The 13263-nt window shown below is 37.2% G+C and carries 14 protein-coding genes; 4 read left to right on the forward strand and 10 right to left on the reverse strand.

Going from position 1 to position 13263, the window contains the following annotated elements:
• Nucleotides 1-660: 660 nt before the first annotated feature.
• From ACYVHJ_RS03440 to ACYVHJ_RS03460, 5 genes are all read right to left on the reverse strand, one after another.
• Nucleotides 661-1806, reverse strand: coding sequence for an acyltransferase family protein (locus tag ACYVHJ_RS03440; RefSeq protein WP_460512585.1), 1146 nt, complete (start codon nt 1804-1806; stop codon nt 661-663).
• Between the two features lie 684 nt (nt 1807-2490).
• Nucleotides 2491-3003, reverse strand: coding sequence for a cupin domain-containing protein (locus ACYVHJ_RS03445; RefSeq protein WP_460512587.1), 513 nt, complete (start codon nt 3001-3003; stop codon nt 2491-2493).
• A gap of 68 nt (nt 3004-3071) precedes the next feature.
• Nucleotides 3072-3929 (reverse strand): ROK family protein, encoded by an 858-nt coding sequence (locus tag ACYVHJ_RS03450; RefSeq protein WP_460512589.1) that lies wholly within the window; start codon nt 3927-3929, stop codon nt 3072-3074.
• 16 nt (nt 3930-3945) lie between these two features.
• The gene (locus ACYVHJ_RS03455) at nt 3946-4743 is read right to left on the reverse strand and encodes a TPR end-of-group domain-containing protein (RefSeq protein WP_460512591.1); all 798 of its coding nucleotides are present in this window, start codon (nt 4741-4743) and stop codon (nt 3946-3948) included.
• Nucleotides 4744-4920: 177 nt separating this feature from the next.
• Nucleotides 4921-5484: a hypothetical protein gene (locus tag ACYVHJ_RS03460; RefSeq protein ID WP_460512593.1), complete on the reverse strand. Its 564-nt coding sequence runs from the start codon at nt 5482-5484 to the stop codon at nt 4921-4923.
• A 69-nt stretch (nt 5485-5553) separates the two neighbouring features.
• Here ACYVHJ_RS03460 and ACYVHJ_RS03465 point away from each other — a divergent pair, with 69 nt between their 5' ends.
• Nucleotides 5554-5772 carry a PspC family transcriptional regulator gene (locus ACYVHJ_RS03465; protein WP_014018501.1) on the forward strand — a complete coding sequence of 73 codons (219 nt, stop codon included), beginning with the start codon at nt 5554-5556 and terminating at the stop codon, nt 5770-5772.
• On the opposite strand, the gene ACYVHJ_RS03470 is transcribed toward ACYVHJ_RS03465, so the two are convergent.
• The 3 genes from ACYVHJ_RS03470 to hisS form a co-directional block, all read right to left on the reverse strand.
• Nucleotides 5769-6779 (reverse strand): glycosyltransferase family 2 protein, encoded by a 1011-nt coding sequence (locus ACYVHJ_RS03470; RefSeq protein ID WP_460512594.1) that lies wholly within the window; start codon nt 6777-6779, stop codon nt 5769-5771. The genes ACYVHJ_RS03465 and ACYVHJ_RS03470 overlap by 4 nt on opposite strands.
• The gene (locus tag ACYVHJ_RS03475) at nt 6779-7111 is read right to left on the reverse strand and encodes a YbaB/EbfC family nucleoid-associated protein (protein ID WP_339903530.1); all 333 of its coding nucleotides are present in this window, start codon (nt 7109-7111) and stop codon (nt 6779-6781) included. The genes ACYVHJ_RS03470 and ACYVHJ_RS03475 overlap by 1 nt, the downstream gene beginning before the upstream one ends.
• 123 nt (nt 7112-7234) lie before the next feature.
• On the reverse strand, nt 7235-8614 hold the full coding sequence (gene hisS / locus ACYVHJ_RS03480) for a histidine--tRNA ligase (protein ID WP_460512597.1): 1380 nt from the start codon (nt 8612-8614) through the stop codon (nt 7235-7237).
• Between the two features lie 166 nt (nt 8615-8780).
• On the opposite strand from hisS, the gene ACYVHJ_RS03485 reads away from it, so the two are divergent.
• On the forward strand, nt 8781-8930 hold the full coding sequence (locus ACYVHJ_RS03485) for a hypothetical protein (protein ID WP_014018505.1): 150 nt from the start codon (nt 8781-8783) through the stop codon (nt 8928-8930).
• Between the two features lie 34 nt (nt 8931-8964).
• On the opposite strand, the gene ACYVHJ_RS03490 is transcribed toward ACYVHJ_RS03485, so the two are convergent.
• The gene (locus tag ACYVHJ_RS03490; protein WP_339903532.1) at nt 8965-9465 is read right to left on the reverse strand and encodes a metallophosphoesterase family protein; all 501 of its coding nucleotides are present in this window, start codon (nt 9463-9465) and stop codon (nt 8965-8967) included.
• A gap of 302 nt (nt 9466-9767) precedes the next feature.
• On the opposite strand from ACYVHJ_RS03490, the gene ACYVHJ_RS03495 reads away from it, so the two are divergent.
• Complete coding sequence (locus ACYVHJ_RS03495) at nt 9768-10748, forward strand: alpha-ketoacid dehydrogenase subunit beta (protein WP_460512599.1); 981 nt, start codon at nt 9768-9770, stop codon at nt 10746-10748.
• Nucleotides 10749-10895: 147 nt separating this feature from the next.
• On the opposite strand, the gene ffh is transcribed toward ACYVHJ_RS03495, so the two are convergent.
• Complete coding sequence (ffh, locus tag ACYVHJ_RS03500) at nt 10896-12233, reverse strand: signal recognition particle protein (RefSeq protein ID WP_339905174.1); 1338 nt, start codon at nt 12231-12233, stop codon at nt 10896-10898.
• A 272-nt stretch (nt 12234-12505) separates the two neighbouring features.
• On the opposite strand from ffh, the gene ACYVHJ_RS03505 reads away from it, so the two are divergent.
• Nucleotides 12506-13000, forward strand: coding sequence for a DUF6508 domain-containing protein (locus ACYVHJ_RS03505; protein WP_460512601.1), 495 nt, complete (start codon nt 12506-12508; stop codon nt 12998-13000).
• The last annotated feature ends 263 nt before the right edge of the window (nt 13001-13263 follow it).

The raw sequence follows: 13263 nt of genomic DNA on the forward strand, positions 1-13263 counted from the left end.
AAATAGAACTATCTATATGGAAAGGTAGATTATTAAAAGAACCTTCTTAACTCTAAATTTCGGCTAAAGCCACCTGCTACATTGTTAATCTATAAATGGGCTAAAGCCCATTCCTATTGAATGGTTTTCTTTGAGAAATGAGTTCAGATTAGATTCTTGGAAAGGTATAAGAAATCCTATTTTCAATAACCCCCAGCTTTAGCTGGGGGATGGTAAATTAGCCGCCTTTTTGGAGCTTTAGCCGAATCATTTGCACGTGTCGTTCAACAAATAGAACTCCTTAGCCCTTTGAGAAAGGGATATATTAAAAACTCCTACTGTCCTCTATGTTTTGGCTAAAGCCAGGTTCTACGATGCAATCTTATAAATGGGCTAAAGCCCATTCCTATTGAATTGTTTTTTTTGAACAATGGGTTCGGGTGGAATTCAGAAATTGAAATAATGAAACCATTTTTTTAATAGCCCCTAGCTTTAGCTGGGGGATGTCGGTAGTTTTCACGAATCTGGGGCTTTAGCCCAATCATTAACAAGGAATATTCTGCTTAAATTTTAGCTATGATAGCAACCTATACCCAGCTCAAGAAAAGTTGAAAACTTTCCCCATGTCTGGCCTAAGTTACGCTTCGCTAAACTTGGACCAGTTAGAGCTAATAAAATCACCTAAACCTTCACATACCAGCGGTTCTTGTCCATCCACCAACCAATCAGCCATATGATGAGCATAAAAGAAATGGAGAACAATAAACTGGCCCAACCTTCAGGGAAAACCGGTTCAAATAGATTTTTATAGGCCAGATTTCGTACGGATTGACCTTCAATCCTTATCATTCCCAAGGTTCTCACCAAGACACCGGATAGGATGTACAAGGCCAAGGGGTTTTTGCCAAAGACTTCAAAAAAATATGCCCAACCTTTGATCGACCGCACCTCCAAAACAAACATTAACACCGCCAAGGTTAGTGTGGAATAGCCGACAGTAACGAGAGTAAAAGAACTTGTCCAGATCTTCTTATTTATAGGGAAACCATAATCCCAAAGGTAACCTACAACTAGTAAAATTACCGAAAACATGGCCAACCAAAGTACAGTCTCGAGGTCTCCTCCTCTTCTTTGAATCTGCAGACCTACCCAATAACCTAACAAGACGTTCACCATTGCAGGAAAGGTACTTAACAGACCTTCCGGGTCAAAAGGTACCCCATTCATCGTATACAAATTATCCGGAGAAAAAAGCCATAGATCCAAACGCCCGCTTGCATTGCCTTCAAGTGAAAAAGGATCCATACCCGGAATGCCAAAAAGAAACATAACCAACCAATAGGAAAGCAAGACAAGAACACTAGTAATTAAAATCTTTTTCGGACTCAAGAAGTAGATCAAGGTAGCTGCAAGCCCATAACACAAGGCTATTCGCTGCAATACACCTAAGATTCTAATGCTCGCAAAATCAAAGGGTACCATTCCACTGTCGTTGATCCTGAAGAAAGGAAAAGCTGTTAAAATTAGACCAATTATAAAGATTAAGACCGTTCTTTTTAACACCTTGGCAAAATACGCATTGCTTCCCTTTTGTTTGAATTTACCGAGACTAAAGCTCATGGCATTGCCCACAACAAACAAAAATGAAGGAAAAACCAAATCTGTAAGTGTCAATCCATGCCAATCAGCGTGGGTTAAAGGACCAAAACTGGTACTGCCATCTCCGGGTGTATTTACAATCACCATCAAGGCCAAGGTCAGTCCTCGTAAAACATCCAAAGATTGATACCTGGTGGAGGGCCTAATGGAGTCCAATGTATTTGTCATAGTATTGTTGATATTTTTAGTTGTGTGTATCTTCTAAAAAAGACTATACGATCTGATTCAAAGCCTCCTTTATCTACTATTGGCTGGTAGAAATAACCAGTTATCAAGTTTCTAGTTATGAATGCATTTTCACTAGCCCTCGGAAAAATTGGATCAAACCAAAGCATCAATTAAGTACCTGGCTTTGCCTATTTCGGCCAACCTTAAATCCAGGCTAAGTTTATTATGGGTTTACTATGCAAATTAAATAATAGGCTACAAAATATAGGATAAAGTACTTAATGCCGTAGCCTTTATCTTGAAAACAACTGTTTTCGGCCCTTAATTTCTATCAAGCATATCAAAAAAGCAAAAGTAAAGACACTTATTATAATACAGGTCAAGTTTATAAAGGAAGAAAAACTAAGCCAATGGATCCTCATTTCGTCTTTTCTAGAAGCAGTTTAAAAGACCTGGGGAAAACATACCTCAGCTGATAAAAATTATTACCTGATCCAATAACAGAATCTTGACATGGATTTATTTCAGTCCATTAAGGTCCCTGAAGGTAAAAAAGCCATTCAGTCCCTTTGCTCAGGATCCGAAATGGCTTATTCAAATTTCATTTTTATGAGATCTACTTCTAATAATCATCCAAGTTAGGATCTCTGACCATGGTTAAAACTTTACTAATCCATTTACTTCTTATTTTCTGGAAAAGTCGTCTTGCACACGCACAATATCTTCCTCATCTGAAGGGTTTTCTGGATCAGTATGCATCCATATTTCAGCCACTACTCCCCAGTTGTTTAAGCCTACTAACCTGTGTCTTTCACCTTGCTTCAGGCGTTGCACTTCACCTATAACCATCTCTTCTAACGCTCCTTCGGTATCGTTTTCGCTTGTTATCAATCCACCTTCACCCTCTACCAACTTCCATATCTCTGCCCTTCTGTGGTGGTATTGCCAAGATAATCTTTTCCCGGGTCCAACGAGTAATATTTTAGGGCTTAATTTATTTTTCAATTGCTCAGGTGACAAGCTTACTTCAGGAAAAAACTTTTCCTTGAACTTGCTGATTTGATCTTCATCGATGACAAAAAAACCACCCCATGGTCTGGTTTCATCTTGGTTTATAATCTGAAACCCGTCGGCTGCTAACCAACCTTCAACTGTTTTAAAAATAGCTGCTTTAGATAAATCTTTCTCTATTTTCATTCTATTCTATAATTAAACAAAGTATTAAAAATTGCTCTTCTAAATTACGCTCAAAAGATAATGATTTTTTATTGTTTTTTCTCAAACAAACTTGCGGCCCCTATCATGGCTGCTTTTTCTCCCAATTTGCTAATGAAAATTTCCGGATAGGCATTATTGGCATTCAAAACCCGTTTCACTTCTGGCAAAAACAAATCTCCGGCTTTGACCATATTCCCTCCGATAACAACTTTATCAATTGCTTTTCCTTCCATTTGCAAAAGCATTAGTTCTGCCAAATTTTGGCCAAACTCTTTGAGAACATTTAGTGTGGAAGGTCTCATCTCCGGCATGGCCAGCAGGGCTTTCAGGCCATCCACTTTAATACCGAATGCTTTCTTTGCCCACCTTACAAAAAACGAAGTACTAATTAAATCCTCTGCAATACCCCCTTTAAAAGGAACTGACCAAAATGCACCGTCTTCAGCTTTATCACCAAATTTATAGGAACCTCCAAGTCCGGTACCTAAAGTGATTCCCATTAGTTTTTCCTGTTGGGGCCAGCCTGCTACAAAAGCCTCTCCTTGTAAGAAAGCTGCAGCATCGTTAATAAAGGCGATATTTTTTAGGGGAAGGTTTAGTCTATCAGAAAGGGCTTCTTTTAGATTGACCTGATAAAGAGCCCTGTATTTCCCCTGATCTAAAATCAAGGATATACCTTGATCATAATCGAATGGGGCCGGCATGGCAATGCCTAAGTAAGCCTCCTTTTTGATTTTCAAAGAGGATATACAGTCCGTCCAAGCATTTAAGATTTCTTCCATAGTACCTAAAGAATCCACAGGATTTCTAGCAATCTTCTCATCCAAGATACTGGAACTTTGATTATCCAAAAGCCCTGCACTAATATGCGATCCTCCAATGTCTACACCAACAATCTGTTTCATTTTAATGTTTTTCTTTTCACCTAAGCACTTCTTTGAATCCTTCTTTATCATGGTAAGCAGCAAATTCAAAGTCAGCTGCAGCCCGGTCTTTTAAGAATTCGTTTCGGCTAATGGCTTTTTTAAGGTTTTCATAAAGCTTGGTTTCCTCTCCATTTCTTGCAGCAATTATTGCTAGGCCATAAAAAGGAAAGCCATTGCTCATATTTTGTATGGCACTATTTTCAAATTGTATCGTAGCATTGTAATAATCTCCCGACAAAACATTCGCTAGTCCCTGATTAAAAAGATTGACCGGGCTTTTTTCGGCATCGTTCAAATGGATTACAGCCAATCTATAATCTCCATTGAATATTGAAACGGCACCCAAAGCAGCTTGGTGGACTTTTTTGATTTCATCAAACTCAGTAAGGGTATAAGCTCTATAAAAACTATTGTAGGCACTAAATCTGTCTTCCCATAACCAAAACACAATTCCTAGATTATAAACCGCAAAAGAATTCTCAAAAATAGCATTGGACCGGTTGAATGCAAAAAGCGCATTTTCCAGCAACTGGTTTTTATCCTTGGTATTGCTGGTTCTATTTGCCTTATTGGCAAAGACTACCCCTAGATTATTAAAGGAAAAGGCACTTGGATAAACTTCTACCATGGCCCTTAGAATCTCTTCTTTCTCATTCCATCCCGGCTCCATTTCCAGTGCCCGAATATAATCATTTTCAGACAAGGTATCTGCAGGAACCCTCCCCTTGCGAATGCTTCTACTCAAAATTGACAGCTCAAGATCAGCAATGCTTTCAACGTTACGGGGAGCCATAATTGCCTTTTGGACGAAGGGATTCAAGACCTCCCGTTGAACTTTATTAAAAGAGGGCAAGGCTTGTAATTTCTTTAATTTATAGGTCCAGTCTCCCGGGCCTTCCAATACCTTTAGAAAAGGTAACTTGGCGGTAAATGGTATTCCACTGTAAGAGGAAAAAGCATCTCTTAAATCTTACAAACTGTTTTCAAAAAGCATGCCTACGGTCTCTTTTTGATAGGGCTCTACCCATAAGCCCAATACAGGATACTGTTCTTGACCGCGGTACTGTCCTATTTGGGATAGCGCGGCAGTGGTAATAATACCTGTTGAAACAAGGACTTCTTGGGTTTCATACTGGCTGGCCCCTTGATTATTTGAAACCTCTCCTTTGGCATACAAGTTGCCGCTTTCCATTCCTTTGACGAAAGGCATGCTAAAGCTTTCGGTCAGTTTCACACTTGAATAAACATCAAGTGTATCCCCTTTTACCTTTAACTTTTTTTCAAAAAAATACGTTTCTTTATCATACTTGAAATATGGAGATAAAGCATAGGTTTCATTGCTTAAAAGCATGGCATTTGGAAGGACAACAGTTAAATCAAACCTTACTGAATCACCCAAACGCTCTAATTTATTTGGGTCTAAATAAATTTTTTGGTTATCTGCTTTTTTTTTAACTTGTACAACATTACAAGAATAACTTGCAATTGTCATACAAAGGATAAAAAAGGCAATGTATTTTTTTACCATATTCATAGGTTAACCAATTTATTATCAATAAGTTGCTTTAATTATAATTCTTAGAACTCTAAAATGGTCATTAACATGGAAAATATAAAACTATTCTTCCAAGAACGAGCCTTCGGGGTTTGCTCAAAATTAGGAGAAAAACTTCATTTCCCTATCGACAGCATTCGATTGTTTTTTATCTACAGTTCTTTTATTACCCTAGGATCCCCAATCATTCTGTATGTAACGCTTGGGATGCTAATGAAAATAAGAACTTATTTAAGGAGAATGAATAACCCGGCTTTATTTGATTAATTCAGATCGGAGTATTTTTTATTTCCTTTCAGATAATAAGACCATATGATGGAGTAAACCGCAAGAGGCTTTGCTGATTTATGATGCTTTACCTTTTTATATTGACCACTCTTCAATGCATCACTTTTTGTAAGGAAGTCCCAATAGGCTCTTACTATGGCCCAACTATGGGATACTCCCCTGGTAAACAGCAAATGCATTAAAGCCCCGACATCCAGAATCATTCGCAAAAGGAAAACTTTTAGAAAACCATCCAGCTCCAAATTACCTTTGAGCATATAAAGGCTATTTCTAAAATTAAGGTAAGTTTTCAAGGGGTTTACCTGAGACAAAGTACCTCCACCGAGGTGATACACCTTGGTTGCTCCACAATGATGGATTTTATACCCTTCATTTCTCATCCTCCAACACAAATCTATTTCCTCCATATGAGAAAAATAAAACGGATTAAAACCTCCAAAATCATGGAAAATTGATGATTTGACACAAAAACAAGCCCCTGAGGCCCAGTCTAATTCGATTGAATCATTGTATTGCCCTTTATCCTCTTCCAGCAAATGAAGGATTCTTCCCCGACAAAATGGATAGCCTAGTTGATCTAAAAAGCCACCTGCAGCACCTGCATAGTCAAAGTAACCTTTTTTGACCAGAGAAAGCACTTTGGGTTGACAGGCTGCCACTTTCGGATTCTGTAATAGATAACCCACAAGCGTTTGATCCCATCCGCCTGTAACTTCCACATCTGAGTTGAGGAGTAAATAATAAGAATAAGTATCTTTTAAATGCGCTAAACCCAGGTTATACCCTTTGCTGTATCCGTGGTTTTCACTAAGTAAAATTAACCTGATTTCAGGAAATTCTTTTTGAAGATAAGAAATGGAGGCATCATTGCTTCCATTATCTACGACAATAATATCATAAATACTATTGCTTTTTACCTGAGGTAAATACTTCCGCAGCATGGCTTCTCCATTGTAATTTAAAATAACAATAGCAGCCTCCTTCATTACATCATGCTTCCAAAATCCATGCCCGGAATATTAGGCATCATACCTGCAGTTGCAGCACTCATTTTTTCTTTGATTTTTACATCTATATTTTCCAGTGCCTTATTGGTAGCCCCAACAATAAGGTCTTTCATCATATCTTTGTCTTTTTCATTGACCAAAGTAGAATCAATTTCAATGTCCAACACTCTCCTTTCACCATTTACAATCACTTTAACCATGCCGGCTCCCACTTCACCTTCAGCCTGCAAATGTACCAATTCAGCTTGGGTGGTCTTGATTTTGGCTTGAGCCTCCTTCACCTTATTCATTATATTCATCATGTCAAACATATGCTTCCCTTTTTATTTCTATATTAATTAATTCCCTTTTTTATAATAACTTAAATCTCCTTATTAATGACAAACCTTTCTCTATCAAAATGATGGAAAGGATTTCTTTTAATTGTAAGCAGTCTATTGAGCGTTCTTAATTTTTTTAACAATTTCATTGAGACTTAGGCTTTCTTGCTCACCACTCGCCATGTCTTTTAAGCTGATGGTATTATTCTCCAATTCATCAGATCCCAATACTCCAACATAGGGAATCCCCTTTTTCCCTGCATAGTTAAACTGCTTTTTAATTTTCACCAAATCAGGATAAATTTCAGCAGCAATCCCTTCTTTTCTCAAAGCCGTCAGGATGCCTAAACAGGCCTCTTTTTCTTTCTCACCAAAATAGGCTAACATTATTTGTGTTCGCTCCACTTCATCATCAGGAAAAAGATCCAACTCTTCGAGCACATCATATAGCCTGTCCACTCCAAAGGAGAAACCTACACCTGAGACACCTTTCAGGCCGAAAACTCCGGTAAGATCATCATATCTACCTCCCCCACTTACGGATCCAATGCTAACTCCATTGACCTTCACTTCAAATATCGCTCCGGTATAATAAGACAGCCCTCTGGCTAATACAGGATCAAAAACCACATGGTTTTGGTTTTCTCCCATTTTAGCTAAATAAGAAAACACCTCTTCAAGCTCATTTATCCCTTTTAAACCTATCTCACTTTCTGCAAGATAATTTTTCAAAAACAGCAACCAACCAGCATTGTTATACTCATTTTGTGATAAGATCGGTGATAATTTTTTAATGGCATCTTCAGAAAAGTCTCGCTCTATCAATTCCACTTTCACCTTTTCCCAGCCTATTTTATCCAATTTATCAATGGCCACGCATAAGTCAGCCTCTTTTCCAGAGGCACCAATCACCTCAGCAATCCCGGTAAGAATCTTTCTATTGTTGATCTTGATGTCATAATCTGTAAGCTTAAAATCTAAAAAAACCCTTTTGATCATGCAAAGGATTTCTGTTTCACATATAAGGCTATCAGTACCCACCACATCCGCATCACATTGGTAGAATTCCCTATACCGTCCTTTTTGAGGCCTGTCAGCTCTCCATACCGGCTGCATTTGAAAACGCTTAAAGGGATAAGTTATTTCATTTTGGTTCATAACCACATACCTTGCAAAGGGTACGGTAAGGTCATATCGCAAACCTTTCTCTGAAATCTTTGGCAACACCTTGCTTTCCCCAGAATTAAAGGTCTCTGTATCTATCTTTTTTAAAAAAGCTCCACTGTTAAGTACTTTAAACAAAAGTTGGTCCCCTTCATCCCCGTACTTGCCTGTCAAGGTACTTAGGTTTTCCATGGTTGGTGTTTCCAACTGCTGGTACCCAAATAATTTGAATGTAGCTTGTATGGTATTAAATATATAGTTTCTTCGGGCCATTTCATTGGGGCCAAAATCGCGCATACCTTTAGGTATTCCTGGTTTTTGTTTGCTCATCCTCTGGAATTTTGGCCAAAGTTAAAAAATTAAAAAGTATATTGGAGGATATTATCAGGGCAATTTGAGGGGAAAACCCAACTTCTTTAATTAATTTCTGTATTTAATTAATATTTTACTTACCTTTGCCCTTCATTTCAAGCGAGAACAAAAAACAAACAATACAATGGCTGTTACTACTTTAAAAAGAAAATTAAGAAGAAAAAGACAGGCACAGAATGCAAGGGTACAAAAAATCAAATTATTGAGTGCTCAGCCTGTCCTCAAAAATGTAGATGTAGAAGAAATTAAGAAAGAATTTTCTTCAAGCAAATAAAGAGATAAAGAAGCCCGAAAAACATCGGGTTTTTTTATATCCTTCCTCTTTTTCCAAATTCAATTACCTTAAGATTTTTGACAGTTTGATCCAATTCAAAAGTCAACATGGTTTTGATTTGATGAAATCCGTGATTGCCTATAGCTCCTGGATTCATATACAACACACCCAATTCTTGGTCTTGCACCACCTTACATATATGTGAATGTCCACATACAAACAAATGGGGTTGGTATTTTTTTATTTTAGCTTTCACGCCTTTGGCATATCTAGGTGGTTTCCCACCGATATGTATCATAAACACTTTCACTCCCCCACTTATAAAAAACATTTCTTCTGGTAGTTCTCTCTGAAGGTTTGGGTCATCTATATTCCCAAAAACAGCCCTTAAAAGTGGCTTTCCAGGCAATTTTTCCAAGACCTCAGGATCTCCAACATCCCCTGCATGCCAAATTTCGTCTACTTTTTCCAAAGATTTGATAGCATTTTCAGGAAGGCTACTGTGCGTATCACTAATCAAAGCTATTTTCACCATAGCATATAAATTTTTATCTTCATTAAAAGAGCAAAGCAAAGACAATTAAAATTGGAAAACAAACCTCAATTTTCAAATCGTGGAAAGAAAAATTAAAATTCCAAAAAAATAAAAAAACAGCACTTTTTATTTTTTGTTTCCCGCTCTCCTACCTATCAATTAATGTGTTAGCTACTTATGAATTTACCAAAGTTTGTGGGCCGATAATTTTAATTATAAGAAAACATCCTTTAAAAGATGCCAAACTTGTTAATTGAAAGATTCCTTTCTATTTTTACGAGGATAGAAAATTTTGTATATAAATGAAAGAAATACAATTCAGAGATGCCGTTCGGGATGCAATGTCCGAAGAAATGAGACGCGATAAAAACGTGTTTCTTATGGGAGAAGAAGTTGCTGAATACAACGGTGCGTACAAAGCAAGCCAGGGAATGCTGGACGAGTTTGGGCCGGACCGTGTTTTAGACACTCCTATTTCGGAACTTGGATTTTCAGGATTAGGCGTAGGTGCTGCCATGAATGGTCTTAGACCTATAATAGAGTTTATGACATTTAATTTTTCATTGGTAGCAATGGATCAATTGGTAAATTCAGCAGCAAAAATGCTCGCCATGTCGGGAGGCCAATACAGTGTTCCCATCGTTTTTCGAGGGCCAACAGGAAATGCCGGACAATTGGGCGCCACCCACTCATCCAATTTTGAAAATTGGTTTGCTAACACCCCAGGATTAAAAGTTGTGGTTCCTTCAAACCCATATGATGCCAAAGGATTATTGAAAGCTTCCATTAGAGATAACAACCCGGTTATTTTCATGGAGTCAGAAGTAATGTATAGCGATAAGGGTGAAGTGCCAGAAAGTGAATATTTACTTCCTTTAGGGGTTGCAGAAATCAAAAGAAAAGGAGATGATGTTACCCTTGTTTCCTTTGGTAAAATGATGAAGGTAGCTATCCAAGCTGCTGATGAATTGGCAAAAGACAATATTCATGCAGAGGTTATAGATCTCAGAACAGTTAAACCAATCGATTACCCAACCGTTATTGCTTCTGTAAAGAAAACAAACAGATGTGTAATTGTGGAAGAAGCCAATCCTGTTGCGGCCTTGTCTTCAGATATTGCCTATAACATCCAAAAACAAGCTTTTGATTATCTTGATGCACCTGTTATACGTGTAAATTCTATGGACGTGCCATTGAGTTATTCCCCAACCTATATTGAAGCAACGCTTCCAAATGTAAAAAGGACAATTGATGCTGTGAAATCTGTTACTTATAAAAAGTAATCTTTTCCGGCTTACCTATATAAAAAAGCAGGGCTTAGGCCCTGCTTTTTTCATTATTAACCATTGAAAATGAAGATTTGGTGAAATAAAAAAGGCTGAAAAAAAATATTTTTCAGCCTTTTTTATTGTGTATATTTTTTAGGAGATCTACCTCCTTCTCATATTCCCTCCTAGGGCACCCAGTGCCTTTTGAGCACCACCCATTTTATTCATTTGTTTCATCATTTTTCTCATATCAGCAAATTGCTTCATAAGATTATTGACTTCTTGGATGGTTCGCCCACTTCCTTTAGCAATCCTTCTCCTTCGGCTTCCGTCTATAATCGAGGGGTTTCCTCTTTCATCCGGGGTCATACTTCGAATAATCGCTTCAATAGGAATAAAGGATTCGTCATCAATATCTAAACCTTTTATGGCTTTGCCCATGCCTGGAATCATACCCAAAAGGTCTTTGATATTTCCCATTTTTTTGATCTGATCAAGTTGAGAAAGAAAGTCATCAAAATCAAATTGATTTTTTCTAATTTTTGCATTAAGCCGTTTGGCTTCATCTTCATCAAATGATTGTTGAGCTTTTTCGACCAAGGAAACCACATCCCCCATACCCAAAATTCTTTGGGCCATACGATCGGGGTAAAACAGGTCAAGGTTTTCCATTTTCTCACCTGTTGAAATAAACTTAATGGGTTTATTGACAACATGGCGTATTGAAATAGCTGCACCACCCCTACTGTCACCATCTAATTTGGTAAGTACCACACCATCAAAGTCCAACCTCTCATCAAAGGTTTTGGCAGTATTGACAGCATCCTGACCGGTCATTGAATCAACTACGAATAATGTTTCTGAAGGATTCAAGCTTTCTTTCAAAGCAGAAATCTCATTCATCATGGCCTCATCCACTGCCAAACGGCCTGCTGTATCCACAATTACAGTCTTTTTACCTGTTTTCTTGGCGTATTCAATGGCATTTGATGAAATTTCTAAGGCATTTTGATTACCGGGCTCTGCATAAACTTCTATCCCAATTTGCTCCCCTAGGGTTTTTAATTGTTCAATTGCAGCAGGACGATAGATATCACAGGCCACCAATAAAACTTGACGACCTTGTTTTTTAAGATAAGTCCCTAGTTTTCCGGAAAAAGTAGTTTTACCAGAACCTTGCAAGCCGGAAATCAACACTACAGAAGGATCTCCCTTAAGATTGATTTCCTCCTTGGCTCCTCCCATCAACTTGGTCAGCTCTTCCTGAGTAATCTTAACCAACAACTGGCCTGGGGAAACAGCAATCAACACATCTCTTCCTAATGCCTCCTCTTTAATTTTGTCAGTAACCTCTTTGGCCACTTTATAATTTACATCAGCATCGATCAGTGCTCTCCGAATTTCCTTAACAGTGGTAGCTACATTAATTTCTGTAATCTTTCCTGTGCCTTTTAAGGTCTTAAAAGCTCTATCTAATTTAAAACTGAGATTATCGAACATGTCATTTTCGTTTAGAATCAACAAAAATAGAGATTTTTTTTAAGCATATACATCTAATACCCCAAAAGAATACGTTCCTTCATTAAAAGTTGTTTTTCTGATATAAATCATTAAAAAACCTAGCTTTTCATTATGAAAAGGCAAATTGTTGCATTTGACATACAAAAATACCCTGATCAGGGTATTTTATTGATCAAAAAAATGTTGTTACTTACAAACTCAAATCAAACAGTATCAAACAATTATCATTTAAACTACAAACAATTTAAATAATGATAAAGGACCAAACTCCGCTTTTTATTCCTATTGGAAACTTTTCTGACCATTGTAACAGCCTTGATGGAAGGAAACTAATGCCCTTGGTAAATCTTATTCAAGAAATGGAAATGAGATTTTATAAAATTGAAAAATTTCATGGAATTCATGATTTAAGCAGCACAACATTAAGTAGTATCGGTTTAAACGGAATTCATGTTAGATTACTAGACGCCGTATTAAAATTAAGGTTAGTCCCCCTCTTTGATTGGCTCTCTTGGAAGTCTGAAGCCGAAAGATTTTATCAAAACCCTTCCTCATTAAAAGACCAAGACACGGTTACTCTTGGCAAAATAATGACAGTTTTGCTGAGATCTCAAACTATTTATGGACCTACCTTTCTTGAGTCAAAAATAAAAGACAAATTTGTACTTTCCTTATTAAAAGCAATCGTTAATTCCTTAGACAAAACAAATCTATCCGGATATATTAACACAGATATTGTAGATTAACCCAATTTAACGCCAATATTATCTAATTTTAAATTAAAGTGAACTTTTTTCGCTTAACACCCCCTATTTTTTACTATTATTGGCCTTATAATTGTTGACACACTTTGATGAATGTCCAACCAACTCGCAAAACAATAGTGTTGACATAAATGTTGAAAAGAAATATTTAAAGTAAAGCAGTGTAATCCAAATGCGATTTATTTTCGTTATTATTAAATAAGAAATAAATCGCATTTATTAAGCCTTCATACTTATCAGTTAAT

Source organism: Cyclobacterium sediminis (assembly GCF_054781075.1).

Excerpts from the sequence above, each read along its gene's own strand:
- ACYVHJ_RS03450 (WP_460512589.1), bottom strand. The coding sequence starts at position 3,929 with ATGAAACAGATTGTTGGTGTAGACATTGGAGGATCGCATATTAGTGCA.
- ACYVHJ_RS03455 (WP_460512591.1), bottom strand. The coding sequence starts at position 4,743 with ATGGCTCCCCGTAACGTTGAAAGCATTGCTGATCTTGAGCTGTCAATT.
- ACYVHJ_RS03495 (WP_460512599.1), top strand. The coding sequence starts at position 9,768 with ATGAAAGAAATACAATTCAGAGATGCCGTTCGGGATGCAATGTCCGAA.
- ACYVHJ_RS03440 (WP_460512585.1), bottom strand. The coding sequence starts at position 1,806 with ATGACAAATACATTGGACTCCATTAGGCCCTCCACCAGGTATCAATCT.
- ACYVHJ_RS03445 (WP_460512587.1), bottom strand. The coding sequence starts at position 3,003 with ATGAAAATAGAGAAAGATTTATCTAAAGCAGCTATTTTTAAAACAGTT.
- ffh (WP_339905174.1), bottom strand. The coding sequence starts at position 12,233 with ATGTTCGATAATCTCAGTTTTAAATTAGATAGAGCTTTTAAGACCTTA.
- ACYVHJ_RS03485 (WP_014018505.1), top strand. The coding sequence starts at position 8,781 with ATGGCTGTTACTACTTTAAAAAGAAAATTAAGAAGAAAAAGACAGGCA.
- ACYVHJ_RS03460 (WP_460512593.1), bottom strand. The coding sequence starts at position 5,484 with ATGAATATGGTAAAAAAATACATTGCCTTTTTTATCCTTTGTATGACA.
- ACYVHJ_RS03490 (WP_339903532.1), bottom strand. The coding sequence starts at position 9,465 with ATGGTGAAAATAGCTTTGATTAGTGATACGCACAGTAGCCTTCCTGAA.
- ACYVHJ_RS03470 (WP_460512594.1), bottom strand. The coding sequence starts at position 6,779 with ATGAAGGAGGCTGCTATTGTTATTTTAAATTACAATGGAGAAGCCATG.
- ACYVHJ_RS03505 (WP_460512601.1), top strand. The coding sequence starts at position 12,506 with ATGATAAAGGACCAAACTCCGCTTTTTATTCCTATTGGAAACTTTTCT.
- hisS (WP_460512597.1), bottom strand. The coding sequence starts at position 8,614 with ATGAGCAAACAAAAACCAGGAATACCTAAAGGTATGCGCGATTTTGGC.
- ACYVHJ_RS03475 (WP_339903530.1), bottom strand. The coding sequence starts at position 7,111 with ATGTTTGACATGATGAATATAATGAATAAGGTGAAGGAGGCTCAAGCC.
- ACYVHJ_RS03465 (WP_014018501.1), top strand. The coding sequence starts at position 5,554 with ATGGAAAATATAAAACTATTCTTCCAAGAACGAGCCTTCGGGGTTTGC.